The organism is Bradyrhizobium sp. Unk1, from assembly GCF_059512345.1.
The window spans coordinates 25,849-43,569 of sequence record NZ_JCAMOP010000009.1 but is presented as its reverse complement, the minus strand read 5'-3'; the positions used below and the strand labels follow the sequence as shown (position 1 = coordinate 43,569).

The 17,721-nt window shown below is 65.1% G+C and carries 15 protein-coding genes; 5 read left to right on the top strand and 10 right to left on the bottom strand.

Going from position 1 to position 17,721, the window contains the following annotated elements; translation table 11 throughout:
• Window positions 1–85: 85 nt before the first annotated feature.
• Genes AC5ZFO_RS13440 through uraD form a run of 3 tightly spaced genes read left to right on the top strand, consistent with a single transcriptional unit; the run spans window position 86 to window position 2,328 of the window.
• Window positions 86–499 carry a DUF3830 family protein gene (locus AC5ZFO_RS13440; RefSeq protein WP_282524270.1) on the top strand — a complete coding sequence of 138 codons (414 nt, stop codon included), beginning with the start codon at window positions 86–88 and terminating at the stop codon, window positions 497–499.
• A complete protein-coding gene (gene puuE, locus AC5ZFO_RS13435) occupies window positions 500–1,435 on the top strand; it encodes an allantoinase PuuE (protein ID WP_282524269.1) in 936 nt (311 codons plus the stop codon).
• A gap of 5 nt (window positions 1,436–1,440) precedes the next feature.
• Entirely contained in the window at window positions 1,441–2,328 is an 888-nt protein-coding gene (gene uraD / locus AC5ZFO_RS13430) for a 2-oxo-4-hydroxy-4-carboxy-5-ureidoimidazoline decarboxylase (RefSeq protein ID WP_282524268.1), read from the top strand.
• Here uraD and AC5ZFO_RS13425 read toward each other — a convergent pair.
• Together AC5ZFO_RS13425 and AC5ZFO_RS13420 are read right to left on the bottom strand one after the other, a co-directional pair.
• A complete protein-coding gene (locus AC5ZFO_RS13425) occupies window positions 2,325–5,051 on the bottom strand; it encodes a molybdopterin-dependent oxidoreductase (RefSeq protein WP_282524267.1) in 2,727 nt (908 codons plus the stop codon). The two genes, uraD and AC5ZFO_RS13425, sit on opposite strands and share 4 nt — an antisense overlap.
• Window positions 5,048–5,875: an FAD binding domain-containing protein gene (locus AC5ZFO_RS13420; protein ID WP_282524266.1), complete on the bottom strand. Its 828-nt coding sequence runs from the start codon at window positions 5,873–5,875 to the stop codon at window positions 5,048–5,050. The genes AC5ZFO_RS13425 and AC5ZFO_RS13420 overlap by 4 nt, the downstream gene beginning before the upstream one ends.
• Window positions 5,876–6,025: 150 nt before the next feature.
• Here AC5ZFO_RS13420 and AC5ZFO_RS13415 point away from each other — a divergent pair, with 150 nt between their 5' ends.
• A complete protein-coding gene (locus AC5ZFO_RS13415) occupies window positions 6,026–7,375 on the top strand; it encodes an 8-oxoguanine deaminase (RefSeq protein ID WP_282524265.1) in 1,350 nt (449 codons plus the stop codon).
• Between the two features lie 110 nt (window positions 7,376–7,485).
• Here the strand turns inward: AC5ZFO_RS13415 and AC5ZFO_RS13410 are convergent, their stop codons facing one another.
• The 4 genes from AC5ZFO_RS13410 to AC5ZFO_RS13395 all read right to left on the bottom strand — a co-directional run bounded on the left by AC5ZFO_RS13410 (window position 7,486) and on the right by AC5ZFO_RS13395 (window position 12,190).
• Window positions 7,486–8,562 (bottom strand): BMP family ABC transporter substrate-binding protein, encoded by a 1,077-nt coding sequence (locus AC5ZFO_RS13410; RefSeq protein ID WP_282524264.1) that lies wholly within the window; start codon window positions 8,560–8,562, stop codon window positions 7,486–7,488.
• A gap of 77 nt (window positions 8,563–8,639) precedes the next feature.
• Window positions 8,640–9,557: an ABC transporter permease gene (locus AC5ZFO_RS13405; RefSeq protein ID WP_282524263.1), complete on the bottom strand. Its 918-nt coding sequence runs from the start codon at window positions 9,555–9,557 to the stop codon at window positions 8,640–8,642.
• Window positions 9,544–10,635, bottom strand: coding sequence for an ABC transporter permease (locus AC5ZFO_RS13400; protein WP_282524262.1), 1,092 nt, complete (start codon window positions 10,633–10,635; stop codon window positions 9,544–9,546). The genes AC5ZFO_RS13405 and AC5ZFO_RS13400 overlap by 14 nt, the downstream gene beginning before the upstream one ends.
• On the bottom strand, window positions 10,619–12,190 hold the full coding sequence (locus tag AC5ZFO_RS13395) for an ABC transporter ATP-binding protein (protein WP_282524261.1): 1,572 nt from the start codon (window positions 12,188–12,190) through the stop codon (window positions 10,619–10,621). The genes AC5ZFO_RS13400 and AC5ZFO_RS13395 overlap by 17 nt, the downstream gene beginning before the upstream one ends.
• Window positions 12,191–12,764: 574 nt before the next feature.
• Here AC5ZFO_RS13395 and AC5ZFO_RS13390 point away from each other — a divergent pair.
• Window positions 12,765–13,874 (top strand): hypothetical protein, encoded by a 1,110-nt coding sequence (locus tag AC5ZFO_RS13390; protein WP_282524260.1) that lies wholly within the window; start codon window positions 12,765–12,767, stop codon window positions 13,872–13,874.
• A gap of 196 nt (window positions 13,875–14,070) precedes the next feature.
• On the opposite strand, the gene AC5ZFO_RS13385 is transcribed toward AC5ZFO_RS13390, so the two are convergent.
• The 4 genes from AC5ZFO_RS13385 to AC5ZFO_RS13370 are packed head-to-tail and all read right to left on the bottom strand — an operon-like array spanning window position 14,071 to window position 17,720.
• On the bottom strand, window positions 14,071–14,556 hold the full coding sequence (locus tag AC5ZFO_RS13385; RefSeq protein WP_282524259.1) for a nucleoside deaminase: 486 nt from the start codon (window positions 14,554–14,556) through the stop codon (window positions 14,071–14,073).
• A 13-nt stretch (window positions 14,557–14,569) separates the two neighbouring features.
• Entirely contained in the window at window positions 14,570–16,102 is a 1,533-nt protein-coding gene (locus AC5ZFO_RS13380; RefSeq protein WP_496122156.1) for an ABC transporter ATP-binding protein, read from the bottom strand.
• The gene (gene biuH / locus AC5ZFO_RS13375) at window positions 16,099–16,782 is read right to left on the bottom strand and encodes a biuret amidohydrolase (RefSeq protein WP_282524257.1); all 684 of its coding nucleotides are present in this window, start codon (window positions 16,780–16,782) and stop codon (window positions 16,099–16,101) included. Before biuH ends, AC5ZFO_RS13380 begins: the two co-directional genes overlap by 4 nt.
• Window positions 16,783–16,793: 11 nt before the next feature.
• A complete protein-coding gene (locus AC5ZFO_RS13370) occupies window positions 16,794–17,720 on the bottom strand; it encodes an ABC transporter permease (protein ID WP_282524256.1) in 927 nt (308 codons plus the stop codon).
• Window position 17,721: the final 1 nt, after the last annotated feature.

The window sequence follows — 17,721 nt, the reverse complement described above, 5'->3', positions numbered from 1 at the left end:
CCGCGCCACTTGCGCGAAGCCCCCTGGAATGCTCTTTGCTTGAAAATTCCCCGTGGGCCTTTAGCCCTCGATCCAGAGAGATGAGATGAGCAAACTCGTTATTCGCGCCGGCGACTTCACCTTCGATGCCCGCTTCGAGGAGCAACTGGCGCCCAAGACCGTCGCTGCGTTCCGCAAGGCGCTGCCGTTCGAAAGCCACATCATCCATGTGCGCTGGAGCGGCGAGGGCGTGTGGATGCCGCTCGGCGATCTCGATTTCGGCGTCGGCTACGAGAACCACACCAGCTATCCCGCGCCGGGTCAGATCATCCTCTATCCGGGCGGCATCAGCGAAACCGAGATCCTGCTCGCCTATGGCGGCGTGCACTTCGCCAGCAAAATGGGCCAGCTCGCCGGCAACCATTTCATCACGCTGACCTCGGGCCTCGAGAATCTCGCGCCCCTCGGCAAGAGCGTGCTCTGGAAGGGCGCCCTGCCGATCCGCTTCGAGGAAGTCTGAGTGACGGATACAAGCTACCCGCGCGATCTCCACGGTTACGGCCGCAACCCGCCGCATCCGCAATGGCCTGACAACGCGCGGGTCGCGGTGCAGTTCGTCGTCAATTTCGAGGAGGGCGGCGAGAACAACATCTTGCACGGCGATCGCACCTCGGAAGCGTTTCTGTCCGACGTCCTCGGCGCGCAGCCCTGGCCGGGCCAGCGCCACGCCAATATCGAATCGATGTTCGAATATGGCTCGCGCGCCGGCTTCTGGCGGCTGTGGCGGATGTTCAACGCGCGGAAGTGGCCGACGACCGTGTTCGGTGTCGCCACTGCGCTGAAGCGGAATCCGGAGATTGTCGCGGCGATGAAGGAGTCAGGCTGGGACATCGCGAGCCACAGTCTGAAATGGATCGAGCACAAGGACATGACCGAGGCGCAGGAGCGCGCCGAGATCGCCGAGTCCATTCGCGTCCACACCGAGGCGACGGGCTCGCGGCCGCTCGGCTGGTACACCGGGCGCTCCTCGATCAACACCAACCGCCTCCTGATGGAGGAGGGCGGATTCCTCTATCTGTGCGACTCCTATGCCGACGATCTGCCCTATTGGGTCAAGGGCGCGAACGGCAAGCAGCTCATCATTCCCTATACGTTAGACGCCAACGACATGCGCTTCATCAACCCGCAGGGGTTTGCGGAAGGTGAGCAGTTCTTCACCTATCTGAAGGACGCCTTCGACGTGCTCTATGCCGAGGGCGAGACCGCGCCGAAGATGATGTCGGTGGGGCTGCACTGCCGTCTTGCCGGCCGGCCCGGCCGCGCCGCGGGACTGATCCGCTTCCTCGACTATATCGGCAAGCACGATCGCGTCTGGGTGCCGACGCGGCTCCAGATCGCGCAGCACTGGCACGACAAGCATGCGCATCTTGCCGCCGACGCATTCGAGATCGGGTGAGGACGATGGCGCAAATCTCGCTCGCCGATCTCAATGCTGCTGATCAGGCCGGCTTTGTCGCGGCCCTCGCCAACGTCGTCGAATACTCACCGTGGATTGCGGAGAAACTTGCCGGGCAGCGGCCGTTCGCCGGTATCAACCAGTTGCACTCAGCGCTGATGGCAGCGATCCAGAGCGCCGAGCCCGACGTGCAGCTCGCGCTGATCCGGGCGCATCCCGATCTCGCCAACAAGACCCAGCGTGCAGCGGGGCTCACTGCAGAATCGACAGACGAGCAGAACAGCGCCGGCCTCGACCGTCTCTCGGATGCAGAATACGCCGCGTTCGAGCGCGTCAACAACGCCTATCGCGACAAGTTCGGCTTCCCCTATATCGTCTGCGTGCGCCGTCACACCAGGGATTCCGTGCTGCGCGACTTCGAGACGCGGTTGCGCAATATCGCCAAGACCGAGACGCGGCGTGCGATCGAGGAGATCGGCCGCATCTCCGCGCTGCGGCTCGATCAGCTCGTCGTCGCCGACGACAGGCTGAAGGTGCACGGCCAGCTCTCGACGCATGTGCTCGACAATCATGCCGGAAAGCCTGCAGCCGGTATCCCGGTGGAGCTCGTCGAGCTTGCGAATCTCGGCGAGAGCCGCGTGATCGCGCGCGCCGTGACCAATGCCGATGGCCGCACCGACCAGCCGCTGATCGGCGGCCGTCCGCTGCCGATCGGTCGCTATGAGCTCAAATTCAGCGTTGCCAAATATTACGCGGAACGCAACGTGCCGCTGTCAGACCCGCCGTTCCTCGACGAGATACCGCTGCGCTTTGCGATCAGCGAGCCGGAAAGCCACTACCACGTGCCGCTGCTGGTTACGCCGTGGAGCTACTCGACCTATCGCGGCAGTTAATTCCCAAACTTCTCGTGCAGCGCCGGAAACAGCCGGTCCGGCTTGAACGGCGGCGCGGTGAAGCGGATGCCGGTGGCATCCGCGATCGCGTTGCCGAGCGCGGCGGTGACCGGATTGTACGGGCTCTCGCTCATCGACTTGGCGCCCAGCGGCCCGATCGTGTCGGACGTCTCGGCGAAGAAGACCTCCGTGCGCGGAACGTCTGCGAAGGAGGGCAGATGGTAGTCGCGGAATTTCGGGTTGGTGACGCGGCCGGTCGCGTCGATCACCATCTCCTCGTAGAGCGCCGCCCCGATCGCCTGCGCGACGCCGCCCTCGACCTGGCCGCGGCACTGCATGGGATTGGCGACGACGCCGGCGTCCGCCGCCTGCACGCTCCGGAGAATCTTGATCTCGCCGGTGCCCTTGTTCACGGCGACGCGAAAGCCCTGGACGTTGAAGCCGACCGAGCGCGGCGTCCCCTCGGAATTGCCGCTGGCCGCGAACGGCTGCCCGCGTTCGCGCGCGAGCTTCGCCAGTTCAGCGAAGGACATCCGCCGGACACCACTGACAACCGTCTCGCCCTCAAGCGCGCAAGTTCCGACGTCGCACAGCCAGGCATCTGCGGCCGCCGCCTTCAGATCCGTCGCAAGCTGCATGGCGGCGGCATGCGTCGCCTTGCCGGCGACGAAGGTGCCGGCGCTGCCATAGGCGCCGGTGTCGTGACCGCCATGGGCGGTGTCGGACTGTCGCAGGCGGATCCTGTCGACGGTGGTTGCCAGCGTCGTCGCCGCGATCTGCCGGTGCACGGTGCTGGTGCCGTTGCCGAACTCGGCGGTGCCGACGGTGAGGTCGAAGCCGCCGTCGTCGTTGAGCGCGATCATCGCATCCGCGAGATGGCCGGCCGGCGGCACCGTGTCGATCATGGTCAGCGCGACGCCGTCGCCGATCAGCCACTCCGGCGTCAGGTCCGGCTGCGGGCCGTCGGCCTGCATGGCGCGTTCGACGAGGTCGAGGCATTGGTCGAGCCCGTAGGAGCCAAAGAGCACGTCGTGAAATTCGGACGGCGGCGGCGACAGCATGGGATCGCCTGTCTTGATGACGTTGCGCCGGCGCATGTCGTAGGGGCTGATGCTGAGCTGCCGTGCCAACTCGTCGATCGCGGCTTCGATCGCGATCTGCGTTTGGGGCAGGCCATAGCCGCGAAACGCGCCCGATGGCACCGTGTTGGTGTAGACGGCGAAGCCGTCGACCTTCTTGTTCGGACAGTTGTAGACAGCGATGGACTCGGACAGCGAGTGGAACATCACGGGGCCGGCATGATTGCCGTAGGCGCCGGTGTTGGAGAGCACCTCGAGCTGGAGCGCGGTGAGCCTGCCGTCGGCATCGGCGCCGGCCTTGATGTGGACCCGCATCGGATGCCGGGTCGAGGTCGCGATGAACTGCTCCTCGCGGGTCAGCTCCAGCTTGACCGGTCGTCCGGTCTTGAGCGTAGCCAGTGCCAGAATGTCCTCGACGAACATCTCCTGCTTGCCGCCAAAACCGCCGCCGACGCGTTCGCAGAACACGCGGACCTTGTCCAAGGGGAGCTCAAAGATGTCCGACAGCGCGCGGCGGGTCAGGAACGGCACCTGCGTGGAGGTGCGGACATTGAGCACGCCTGAAGCGTCGAGCCAGGCGAGGCCGCCATGGGTCTCCAGTGCCGCATGCTGCACGCGGTGGCTGTGGAAGGTCGCCTCATAGGTGACGGCGGACGTCGCGAGCGCCGCCGCCACGTCGCCGTATTCGCCATGCGTCTCGGCTGCGAGGTTACGCTGGGGATCGGCGATGCGGTTCGCGGTGGTACGGTCAGGATGAATGACAGGTGCGCCCGGCGCCATCGCCTGCTCCGGGTCGATCAGCGCAGGCAGGATTTCGTAGTCGACCTTCAGCCGCCGGCACGCCTCCTCGGCGGCGGCCTCGCTCTCGGCGACGACGGCGGCGACCTTCTGGCCGATGAAGCGGACGACGTCATCGAGGATGCGAGTATCCTCCGGATCCATCCAGTCCTTCTCATGCCGCGCGGTCGAGATCAGCACCGACGGCGCATCCTCATGCGTCAGCACCGCGTGCACGCCGGGCACGCGTAGCGCATCCGACTTGTCGATCGCGACGATTTTCGCGTGCGCGTGCGGCGAGCGCAGCAGCTTGATGTGTAGCAGGCCGTCGATCTGCGTGTCGAAGGTGTAGCGCGCCTTGCCGCGGACGACGTCGGGGCCTGCGGGCGCCGGCAGGCTGCGGCCGAAGGCGGCACCGGCCTCGACGCTCTCCTCGACATTGGTCTTGCCGAGCAGCGCGTCCTCGATCGAGCGATAGCCGGTACAGCGACAGATATTGCCCTTCAGCGCCGATCCGAGATCGGTACGCTGCGCCTGGTTCAGCGAGGCGCAGGTCAGGATCATGCCGGCGGTGCAGAAGCCGCATTGGAAGCCCTGCGCGTCGAGGAACGCCTGCTGCATCGGATGCGCGCCGCGGTCGCTACCGAGCCCTTCGATCGTGGTGACGGCGCGCCCCTCGGCGCGGAATGCCGGGATCAGGCAGCTATGCACGGGCTCGCCGTCGAGCAGCACGGTGCAGGCGCCGCAATCGCCGGCATCGCAGCCCTTCTTCACGCCGAAATGGCCGAGCTCGCGCAGGAACGTGCGCAGGCACTGGCCGGCGCGCGGCTCTTGCGGGAACGTCTTGCCGTTGACCTCGAAATTCACGATGGCGTCGTCCCCAGGAGCTCGCCGCGAATCTCCTCGGCGAGCCTTAGCGTCATATGCTTGCGCCAGAGCGGCTTGCCGTGGATATCGATGTGGTACAGATCATCCGGGATCTGCTGTGCGATCGCGTCGCGAAGCGCACCCGCGTCCGGAGCCTTCTGAAAGGACAGCTGGATCGGTCGCACCGTCGATGCGGTTACCGACAGCGTCAGCGTGCCATCGTTATCCAGGCTGCCGATCAGAAGCGCCGCAGAGCGGCCGACCGGTGCCAGCGAGATCTGGCGAAAGGCCGTGCGGCGCTTCAGCGCGGCAATCGGGATATCGATCTGCCGGATCAGGTCGCCCGGCGTCAGGCGGTTGCGCTGGTTGCCAATGACGAAGTCGACGACGGGAATCTTCTCTTCACCGCCGCCGGCCTTCCAGATGGTGCAGACGCCATCCAGCGCTGATGTGAGCGAGATCATCGGTCCCGCCGGCAGCGACATGCAGAGATTGCCGCCGACCGTCGCGGTCTTCCAGATCTTGAATGAAGCAAGGAAAGCCCGGCAGCACTGGCCAATCAGCGGGGCTGCGAGCCAGTCGGGCGGGCAGGCGAAACCGTCGAGCTGCGTGATGGTGCAGGTGGCGGAGATGGCGAGATGGGTGTCGGTGATCGTCAGCGCCGGCCATTTCAGATCAGTGAGATCGATCAGCCGTTTCAGGTGGGCCTGCGGCTCCGAGAACAGCCAGGTGCCGCCCGCGAGCCAAGCATCACCTTCCGCCCAGGCGGGCAGTTGCGCGCGCGTTTGCGGATGGGCCACCGTCGTGATGGTATTCAAATCCATGGCTGCGCCAAAGCTTTCGCCCGTGAATCGTACAGATGAGTCTTGCAAGACCGGAGCCAAGTCGCAACAAGCAAGTCGTAGCATGAAGGTGATCGGGCCGGCGGCCGCCTTGCCGGCCTTGTCATCAGCGGATGTGAGGAGACCAGGATCATGAGCGACGCAAAGCCGATCTGGCTCAGGGATCCCCTGGCCATCCTCGCGGACGGCGCCGAGCGCGGGATCGTGGTGAGGGACGGCCGGATTGTCGAGCTCGTGCCGGCCGGCGGCAGGCCTGCGACGGCGGATGTCGCGGTGTTCGACGCAAGCGAGCATGTCGTGCTGCCGGGCCTGATCAACACGCATCATCATTTCTACCAGACGCTGACGCGAGCGTTGCCGGCGGCGATGGACCGCGAGCTGTTTCCCTGGCTCCAGGCGCTCTATCCGGTGTGGGCGAGGATGACGCCGGAATCGCTCGAGCTCGGCGTCACCGTGGCGATGTCCGAGCTCCTGCTTTCGGGCTGCACCACCACAACGGATCACCACTATGTGTTCCCGGCGGGGCTCGAGGAATCCGTCGATATCGAGGTCGGAGTCGCAAAGCGGCTCGGTGTCCGGGTGCTGCTCACGCGCGGCTCGATGAACCTGTCGCAGCGCGATGGCGGACTGCCGCCCGACAGCGTCGTGCAGGACGAGGATACGATCCTAGCCGACAGCGCGCGGGTGGTTGCAGAGCATCACCAGCGCGGCGCGGATGCGATGGTGCAGATCGCGCTGGCGCCTTGCTCGCCGTTCTCGGTGACGACGTCGCTGATGCGCGCCACCGCCGATCTCGCCGACAAGCTCGACGTGCGCCTGCACACCCATCTCGCCGAGACCGAGGACGAGACCAAATTCTGCCAGCAGATGTATGGCTGCCGTCCGCTCGACTATCTCGAGCAATGCGGCTGGCTCAATGCGCGGACCTGGCTCGCTCACGGCATATTTTTCAACGCCGACGAGATGAAGCGGCTCGGCAAGGCCAAGACCACCATCAGCCATTGCGCATGTAGCAACCAGATTCTGGCGTCGGGCTGCTGCCCGGTGTGCGAGATGGAGGAGGCCGGTGTCGGCATCGGCATCGGCGTCGACGGTTCGGCCTCGAACGACGGGTCGAATTTGATGCAGGAGGTGCGGGCGGCGTTCCTGCTGCAACGGGCGCGCTACGGAGTGGCCAAGGTCAGCCACAAGGACGCGCTGCGCTGGGCGACCAAAGGCTCGGCGGCGTGCGTCGGCCGGCCGGAGCTGGGCGAGATCGCCATCGGCAAGGCGGCCGATCTCGCCCTGTTCAGGCTCGACGAGCTGCGCTTCTCCGGTCACGGCGATCCGCTCGCTGCGCTGGTGCTGTGCGGGGCGCATCGGGCCGACCGGGTGATGGTGGCGGGACAATGGGCCGTGATCGACGGCGCGATCCCGGGACTGGATGTTCCCGATCTCGTCCGCCGCCACAGCGCGGCGGCGCGGGCGATGCAGGCGGGATAATCCGGGCAAAAAAAGAAAGAGGGGGCGACCACAAGTGCCGGGTGCTTCTGGCCACCCCCTCCGAACCTCCTCCGGGAGGAGCAGGTGATCTAGGCAAAGCAAGAAGCGTGCTACTTGCCCGGAAGCTTGTCGTCGATGCCTTTGACATAGAAATTCATGCCGAGGATCTGGCCGTCATCGAGGTGATCGCCACCTTTGCACTCGACGGGCTTGCCGTCCTGCCCAACGACCGGGCACTTGAATGGATGCAGCTTGCCCGCTGTGATCGCGGCTTGGGCATCCTCGGCGATCTTCTTCACGTCGTCGGGCATATTGGTGTAGGGCGCCATCGCGAACATGTGACTGTCGAGGCCGCCCCAGCTGTCCTCGGACTTCCAGGTGCCGGCGAGCTCGGCCTTGACGCGCTCGATGTAGTAAGGGCCCCAGGTGTCCAGGATCGAGGTGAGCTGGGTCTTCGGCCCGAACTTGATCATCTCGGAATCCTGGCCGAAGGCGAGCTTGCCGCGTTCGCTGGCAATCTGCATCGCCGCCGGCGAATCCGTGTGCTGCATGATCACGTCGGCGCCTTGGTCGATAAGCGCCTTGGCGGCGTCGGCCTCCTTGCCCGGGTCGAACCAGGTGTTGGCCCAGATGATCTTAACCTTGATGTTCGGATTGATGGTCTGCGCCGCGAGGATCGTCGCGTTGATGCCGGAGACGACCTCCGGAATCGGGAACGAGCCGATATAGCCGAGCACGCCGGACTTCGACATCTTGGCCGCGATCAGGCCCTGGATGTAGCGGCCCTGCCACCATTTGGCCGAGTAGGTCGACATGTTCGGATTGCGCTTGTAGCCGGTGGCGTGCTCGAAATGCACGTTCGGATATTTCTTGGCGACCTTCAGCGTCGGGTCCATGTAGCCGAACGAGGTCGTGAAGATCAGCTTGTTGCCGGCGCGGACGAGCTGCTCGATGGAGCGCTCGGCGTCGGGGCCTTCGGGCACGTTCTCGAGATAGGTGGTCTCGATCTTGTCGCCGAGCTCCTTCACCAGGGCCTGGCGCGCGAGGTCGTGCTGGTAGGTCCAGCCCAAGTCTCCGATCGGACCCAGATAGATGAAGCCGACTTTCAGCTTGTCGGCGGCGGAGGCTGCACTGACGCTTCCGGCAAGCAAGAGCCCGGCAGCCAGCGCAAGAAGTGATTTCCTCATCATCAATCTCCAAACATCAGGGGACAGCCACGGTCCGCAACGTACGCGCCCCATTGCGCACGCCGCGGAAATGAAACTTAGCGGTCCGGCACGAACACGGTGCCGAGCGCGGCCGGCGCGGTCGAGCCGCCAGTGCGCGCGCGGGAGAGCAGGACCAGGACGATGACGGTTGCGAGGTAAGGCAGCGCCGACATGAATTGCGAGGGAATGCCGACGCCCCAGCCTTGCGCATGTAGTTGCAGGATCGTCACCGCGCCGAACAGATAGGCGCCGACCACGAGCCGGCCCGGCCGCCAGGACGAAAACACGACCAGCGCCAGCGCGATCCAGCCGCGCCCCGCGGTCATGCCGGGAATGAAGAACGGCGTGTAGGCGAGCGGCAGGTAGGCGCCGGCAAGGCCTGCGCAGGCGCCGCCGAACATCACGGCGAAGGTGCGGATGCGCAGCACGGGGTAGCCCAGCGCATGCGCGGAGACATGGTTGTCGCCGCAGGCGCGGAGGATCAAACCCGCCCGCGTGCGGTACAGGAACCACCAGACGCCGATGACGAGTGCGATGGAGAAATAGACGAAGGCGTCCTCGCCGAACAACACCCGGCCAATCAGCGGCATGTCCGTGAGGCTGGGAATATAGAGGTGCATCGCGGGCGTGATGCGCTCGCCGACGAAGCCGGCGCCGATCAGGCCGGACAGGCCGACGCCGAGGATGGTCAGCGCGAGACCCGTTGCAACCTGGTTGACGGCGAGCCCGAGCGCCATCAGCGCGAACACCAGCGACATCAGCGTGCCCGCGACGATGCCGAACAGCGCGCCGATGAAGATCGAGCCGGTGAGCCACGCACCCGCAAAGCCGCAGGCCGCGCCGACGATCATCATGCCCTCGACGCCGAGATTGAGTACGCCGGAGCGCTCGGTCACGAGCTCGCCGGTCGCCGCGATCAGGAGCGGCGTCGATGCGGCGAGCACCGCGAGGATGATGGCTTCAACCAGTTCCACGGGTCACCTGTCGGTTCGGGAAAACCAGCTTGAAGCGATAGAGAATGAGGGAATCGCAGGCGAGGACGTAGAACAGGAGGATGCCCTGGAAAACCTTGGTGACGTCCAACGGGATCTTCATCGCGATCTGCGCCTGCTCGCCGCCGATAAAGGTCAATGCGAGAAAAAGGCCTGCAATTAGTATTCCAAGCGGGTTCAGCCGGCCGAGGAAGGCGACGATGATCGCGGTAAAGCCGTAGCCGGGCGAGATGCCGGGCTGGAGATGCCCGACCGGACCCGCGACCTCGATGATGCCGGCGAGCCCGGCGAGCGCGCCGGAGACCGCGAAGGTCAGGATGATCAGCTGGTTGGCGTTGAAGCCGCCGAATCGTGCGGCGCGAGGTGCCGCGCCGACCACGCGGATCTCGAAGCCCTTGATGGTGCGCCCGAGCAGGATCGCGGCGGCCGCGACGACGAGCAGGGCGATGATCGAGCCGAGATGTAACCGGCCGCCTTCGATCAGCAGCGGCACCGTTGCGACCGGATCGAACTCCGCGGTGGTCGGGAAGTTGAATCCATGCGGATCGCGCCAGGGTCCACGTACGAGATAGTCGAGAAAGAGGTCGGCGACATAGACCAGCATCAGGCTGGTCAGGATTTCGCTGGCGCCGAACTTCACCTTGCAGATCGCCGGGATCAGCGCATAGAGCGCGCCTGCTGCGGCGGCGAGCACGAGCATGACCGGAAGCACCCAGGCGCCGGCATCGGTGCCCTGCGTCTTCACCGCGATCCAGCTTCCGGCCACCGCGCCGATCAGGAATTGGCCCTCGGCGCCGATGTTCCACGCGTTGGCGAGATAGCACAGCGACAACCCGATCGCGATCATCACCAGCGGCGTCGCCTTCACCGCGATCTCCTGCAGTGAATAGCCGTCGGTCAACGGCGCGATGAAATAGGCATGCAGAGCGAGCAGCGGATTCTTGCCGAGGATCGCGAACAGGATGATCATGGTCACGATCGTCAGCCCGATCGCGATCAGCGGCGAGACCAGCGCGATCGTGTTGGAGCGCTCGACGCGCTTCTCAAGCACCAACTGCATGCTCGGCCTCCTTCGGCTCCAGGCTGCTGCCCCCCATCAACAGGCCGAGTTTTTCGCGCGTGGCTTCGCTCGTGGCAAGCGGCGCCGACAGCCGGCCATGGAACATCACGGCGATCCGATCGGCGATCTCCGCGAGCTCGTCGAGATCCTGGCTGGTGACGAGCACTGCGGCGCCTGCGGTTGCGAGATCAAGCAGCGCCTGGCGGATCACGGCGGCGGCGCCGGCATCGACGCCCCATGTCGGCTGGCTCACCACCAGCACCGCGGGGTTGCGCAGGATCTCGCGGCCGACGATGAACTTTTGCAAATTGCCGCCGGACAGGCTCGCCGCTTCCGGATCCCGCTTGGCCTTGCGCACGTCGAACGTTTCGGTCGCGCGGTCCACGGTTTTTAGTGTCGCCGCGGTGTCGATGAAGCCGTGATGAACCATGCCGCTGGCGGCGTGCCCGGTGAGCAGCGCGTTCTCCGAGAGCTTCATGCGCGGCGCGGTGCCGTGGCCGAGCCGTTCCTCCGGGACGAAGGCCGCGCCCAGCTTGCGGCGCTGCGTGATCGAGAGGTGGCCGGCGGCGATGCCTTCGATCACGACGGTGCCGGGGTCGTTCGACAGGCGTTCGCCGGACAGCGCGGCGAACAGCTCGTCCTGGCCGTTGCCGGCGACACCGGCGATGCCGAGGATCTCGCCACCCTTCAGCTCGAACGAGATGTGCTCGAGCCGGACGCCGTGCGCCTCGCTCGGCGCCAGCGAGAGATCGTTGACGACCAGCCGCGGCACCGTGGTCTTCCGGCCGGCAGGTGCCTTCACTTCCTTGATCTCGCCGCCGACCATCATGCGCGCGAGCGAAGCCGCGGTCTCGAGCCGGGGATTGCAGGTGTCGACCTTCTTGCCGCCACGCAGGATCGTGGCGGTGTCGCAGAGGCGCTTCACCTCCTCCAGCTTGTGGCTGATGTAGAGGATGGCGCGGCCTTCGGCCTTGAGGCGCTCCAGCACGATGAAGAGCTGGTCGGCTTCCTGCGGCGTCAGCACGGCGGTCGGCTCGTCCAGGATCAGGAATTTCGGGTCCTGCATCAGCGCGCGCACAATCTCGATGCGCTGGCGCTCGCCGACGGAGAGCTGCCAGACCTCGCGCCTGGGATCGAGCGGCAGGCCATAGGTCTTCGACACCTGCTCCAGCCGCGCTGACATGTCCTTGAAGGACTCTTTGCCGTCGAGCCCGAGCGCGACGTTCTCGGCGACGGTCAAATTGTCGAACAGCGAGAAATGCTGAAACACCATGCCGATGCCGCGGCTGCGCGCTTCGGATGGACCCGACAGCACGATGGGCTGGCCCCGCCAGCGGATCTCGCCGGCGCTGGGCTGGATCAGCCCGTAGATCGCCTTGACCAGCGTCGACTTGCCGGCGCCGTTCTCGCCGAGCAGGGCATGGATCTGTTTCGGCTGGATCTCGATGCTGATGGAGTCGTTGGCGAGGAAATCCCCATAGCGCTTGGTGAGCCCGATCGTCTGAAGCAGAGGGGGCTCGCCGGAATGCAGGTCGTTGGACGTCTGGTCTAACATTCGCTGATGCGCTGGCACGGGGTGAAGTGCCTCAATTGTGGGCTAGTTTGAACCGTCGCGTAAGATGTGAAAAAGCGTCATCCCTTGCTCAACGCTTCGGCAGGCGGTCTGTGTCGCGAGTCGCGGCCCTTGTCAGTCGATGATCGTCGTCAACCGAGATCAGGGAGAGCCATTGCGGCGGCCTCCCGCGAGAGACGCCTGTTGCAAATTTGTGACGGCTCAAACCAAATCGGAACCCGCTGTGCAGGCTTGACGTGAAGTTGAGCAAAGTCGCGCCGGCGCGCGTATGCAATTCCCGACCGCGCCAACCGTCGCCGTCGTCAATTGTGTCTGCATTCTTGCGCCGCCACAAAAGACAAATGAAATCAAACGGGAATGTTCGGCATCGCGTCACCGCGCGCACGCAACAGCGAAACGGAAAAAATCCTCGAATTCCTGGGTTGAAAGGCCGCCTCCTGCCGAAACAAGCGGCATGCCTTGAAAGAAGTTGAGGCTTCTCACTCCGGGAGATCGGCGCAAGTGTCGCACCCAAGGGGCGTTCATTTTTACGTGTCCAAACTTGGGGGTATTCAGGATGTCGTTTGGTTTCAAGGCAATCGCAGCCGCGGCGCTGTCGATTGCTACACTCGCTACCAGTGGCCTGGCTCAGGCAGCGGACCTGCCGGTCAAGGCTGCCAAGAAAGCGTCGGACGTCCCGTTCTTCCTGGTGATCGACAACCGCGTCACGTTCTCCTGGATGCCCAAGGGCACTGACCCCGGCATGTGGAGCGTCAATCCGAACGGCAGCATCAACGGTACGACCGCCAAGCAGGTCTATTCGTTCACGCACTTCGATCTCTGGGCCTACGGCACCAACTTCTTCACCATCTCGATGTTCAAGTCGGGTCATAACGACCCTGCTTCGCCCTGTATCGCACCTGGTCTATCTTCCTCCTTCGGTGCAGCCGACTGCGCCGGCGCGACCGAGATCTACGGCCTGTTCCGGTCGACCTTCGGCTGGAACCAACTCTTCAACACCAAGGCCTTCACCACGGGGCCGCTGCAGAACATTTCGTTTGAAGTCGGTATGGATGGCAATTCCGAGAACACATTCTTGGCGCCCGCCAAGCGGGACGTCGTTGCCGGTCTCCAGTTCGCCTTCGATCTTCCTTACAAAGGCTACATCAACGTCGCGCCCTTGATGTACTGGGAGTTCTCCAACCACAACGCCTTCACTCAGTGCGGCAGCGGTTTTGCTGGCCCCCTCCCGGGTGTGAGCTGTAACTCCGATGGCAATGTCAGCTACAACCCGACCTGGGCCGTCGAAATCAACTACTACATGGACCTCGGCTTCCTGCCGCCGAACATGCAGTTCTGGTCGATCAGCGGCCGCGCCGGCTGGTACGGACCGAAGGGCGACTCGAACGGCCTGCCTGCGCTCTCGGGCCCCGGCCGGTTCTCGACCGCCTCCAAAACCGAGCTGAACAGCGAGCCGATCCGCCTGACCTTTGATGCCTCGAAGGCGGTCTGGGGTGACAAGTACTCGCACTTCGTCGATCTCTGGGTTGCCTATCGCTACTGGCAGAACAAGTTCGGCCTCGACCACAACGCCATGGCCGGTGTCTGCACCGTCGCGGCGACTGGCCAGAGCACCAAGAGCTGCACCGAGTCGACGGTTTACGGAGGTATCACTGTGAAGTTCTGATCGGCTGAGTCTCCAAGCTACAACGATGGCGCCGCGCAGAGATGCGTAGCGCCATTCTGTTTTTGAAGCTCCAGAGTGTAGAATCGTAGGGTGGGCGAAGGCGCAAGGCGCCGTTGCCACTATCTTTCCAAGCGATTGGCTATTGGTGGGCACGCTTCGCTTTGCCCACCCTACGGTACCGGTTGTTGCGAAGCGGCTACTTCGTCCACACGCCGTCGTGCAGCGCTTCGGCTTCGTCCTCGAGCAGCGGCCCCACAACCTCCGTTGGCCGCTGGCCGCTGGCAAACACATGACGGCACGGCAAGTCGAGCGTGGGGTTCTCGGGATGGTTGCCGGTGACGCCCCGCAGGCGGTGCTCGCTGAGGCCGTAGACCACGCGGCCGATGCCGGCCCAGTAGATCGCGCCGGCACACATCGCGCAGGGCTCTGCGGAGGAATAGAGCGTGGCTTTCGCCAGCACCTCACGGTCGAGCATACGGCAGGCTTGCGAGGCCGCGAGGCGCTCGGCATGCGCAGTGCCGTCGTGGTCGGGCATGTAGCCGTTCTCGGTCTCGATCAGCACCTTGCCATCGGCATCGACGACGACGCAGCCGAACGGATGGTTGCCATGGGTGAGCGAGCGGCGCGCGACCGCGAAGGACAGGCGGAGGAAGTGCTCGTCGCGCTCGGATCCGCCGCCCATCGCTCGTCCCTGGTCAATGCCCCGCCATATGCCGGCCGACCACGGTGAGATCGGCTTGGCTGGTTCGTGCTTCATACACGAATTCGCCGTGGAACATCACCACCAGACGATCGGAGAGTTCGAGCAATTCGTCGAGATCCTCGCTGACGAGCAGCACGGCGGCGCCACGGTTGCGGGCGGCCATGATCTCGGCGTGGATCTGCGCCACCGCCGCGAAGTCGAGGCCGAAGCAGGGATTGGCCGCGATCAGCACCTCGACGTTGCCGCCAAGCTCGCGCGCCAGCACGGCGCGCTGCACGTTGCCGCCCGACAGCGCCGCGATCGGCGTATCGGGCGTGCGGGTCTTGATCTTGTACTGCCTGATCTTCCTCTTCGCATCGTCCCGGAAGGCGCCGCGGTTGAGCCACCAGCCGCCGCTGGCGAAGGGCGCGCGGTCGAACTCGCGGAAGGCGATGTTGTCGGCGACGCTCATGCCACCGACGCAGGCGTTCTTCAGCGGCTCCTCGGGCAGGAGCGACATCTTGTGGCGCCGCATCTCCTCGCGGCTGGCGTGATAGGAATCGCCCGCGACGCGAATTTCACCACCCTCCGGCTCGCGCTGGCCGGCCAACACCTCGACCAACTGGCGCTGGCCATTGCCGGAGACGCCGGCAATGCCGACGATCTCGCCGGCGCGAACCGTGAGTGAGACGTCGTGCACGGCAATGGCGCCTGCGTCGTCGAGCGCGCGGACTTTTGCCAATTCCAGCCGGGCCTGGCCGGCTTCGCCGGTGCGCAGCGGCTGCACGGTCAGTTCTTCGGCGCCGATCATGGTTCGCGCCATCGCATCCGGTGTGAGTTCGGAAACCTTGCCGGCACCTGCGAGCTTGCCGCGGCGCAGGATCGTGACGTCGTCGGCGAAGGCCATGACCTCGCGGAATTTGTGCGTGATCATCAGGATGGTCAGCTCGCCCTTGACGACCATGTCGCGGAGCATGCCGAGCACTTCGTCGGCCTCCGCGGGCGTCAGCACCGAAGTCGGCTCGTCCAGGATCAGGAAGCGGCGCTTCAGATAGAGCTGCTTGAGGATCTCGCATTTCTGCCGCTCGCCGGCCGAGATGTCGGAGACCTTTGCGCCGAGCGGCACCTTGAAGGGCATCCGCGCCAGAAAAGCCTCGAGCTCCTTCATCTCCTTCGGCCAGTTCACCACGGCCGGCACATCGTCGCGTGCCAGCACGAGGTTTTCCGCGACCGTCATTGCCGGCACCAGGGTAAAATGCTGGTAGACCATGCCGAGGCCGAGCGCGTGGGCGTCCTTTGGATTTGCGATCGCCTGCTCGCGGCCGCCGACGAGGATGTCGCCTTCGGTCGCGCGGTAATAGCCCATGATGCATTTGACGAGCGTCGATTTGCCGGCGCCGTTCTCGCCGAGCAGCGCGTGGAACGAGCCCGGCCGCACCTTCAGCTCGACATTGTCGAGCGCCAGGAAGTCGCCGAAACGCATGGTCATGGCGATGGCGTCGACGCCGAAGGCGCCTGCCGGCGGTGGCGTTTCGCCGATGATCACGAGATCGCCCCGATGAAGGCATCCGACGTCGAGACCGCGCCGAACACGCCGCCCTGCATCTTGATCATCTTCAGTGCATGCTCGTGGTTGCTCTTGTCGGTGGCGCCGCAGCAGTCGTGCAGCAGGACGCATTCGAAGCCGCGGTCGTTGGCCTCGCGCATCGTGGTGTGAACGCAGACGTCGGTCGTGATGCCCGTCAGCACGATGTTCTCGATGCCGCGCACGCGCAGGATCAGCTCCAGGTCGGTGGCGCAGAACGAGCCCTTGCCGGGCTTGTCGATGATGGGCTCGCCCGGCAGCGGCGCCAGCTCCTCGATGATGTCCCAGCCCGGCTCGCCGCGCACCAGGATACGGCCGCACGGGCCGGGATCGCCGATGCCGGCGCCGATCTGGCGCGAGCGCCAGCGCTTGTTGGCGGGAAGGTCGGAGAGATCGGGGCGATGGCCCTCGCGGGTATGGATGATGTGAAAGCCTTGCGCGCGCATCGCTGCGAGCAGCTTCTTGATCGGCTCGATCGGCGCCCGCGTCAGAGAGAGGTCGTAGCCCATCTTGTCGACATAGCCGCCGATGCCGCAGAAATCGGTTTGCATATCGATGATGATGAGCGCGGTGTTCTCGGGGCGGAGATCGCCATTGTAGGGCCAGGCATAGGGCTCGGACTTGATATAGCGCTCGGGCATGATTTCGCTCTCTAGCGGGTGATCGACAATTCGGCCGGGGCTCCGGTCAGCGTGCGTTTCGGCGAGCAGGTGATGATCATGATCGCCAGCGTCAGGATGTATGGGGCGGCGTTGAAGAGGTGATAGCCGGAGGTGACGCCGACCGATTGCAGTGCAGGGCCCAAGGCCGCGGCACCGCCGAAGGCGAGCGAGGCCCACAGGCAGAGCATGGGATCCCAGCGCGCGAAGATCACCAGCGCCACCGCCGTGATGCCCTGGCCTGAGGAGAGGCCCTCGTTCCAGCTTCCGGGATAGAACAGCGACAGGAAGGAGCCGCCGATGCCGGCGAGGAAGCCGCCGACCATGGTCGCGCGCAGGCGGATCAGCAGCACGGAATGGCCCATTGCGCGCGCGGCGTCGGAGCTCTCGCCGGCGGTACGGATCAAAAGGCCCCAGCGCGTGGTGCGGAAGGCCCAATAGAGGATTGGCGCGAGCGCGACGCCGATCAGGAACAGGACGTTGACGCGCAGCGCGGCGCGCACCTGCGGGATGTCGCTCCACCAGCCAAAATCGATCGCGGGCAGGCGTGGCGCGGTGGGTTCGATCAGCGGCTTGCCGAGATAGAAGGCAAGGCCGGTGCCGAACAGCATCAGTGCAATGCCGACCGCGATATCGTTGACGCGCGGCAGCGAGCAGATGCCGGCGTGCAATGCGCCCAGCAATGCACCTGTGATGCCGGCGGCGAGCACGCCAAGCCAGGGCGATCCCGTGAGATACGAGATGCCGTAGGCGCTCATCGCGCCCATCACCAGCGTGCCTTCGAGGCCGAGATTGATGCGCCCGGAGCGCTCGGTGATGCATTCGCCGAGGCTCACGAACAGGAACGGCGTGGAGACGCGGATGGCGCCGCCCAGCACGGCGAGGGGGACAGTCCAGAGCCCGATCGATCCATCTGCCATC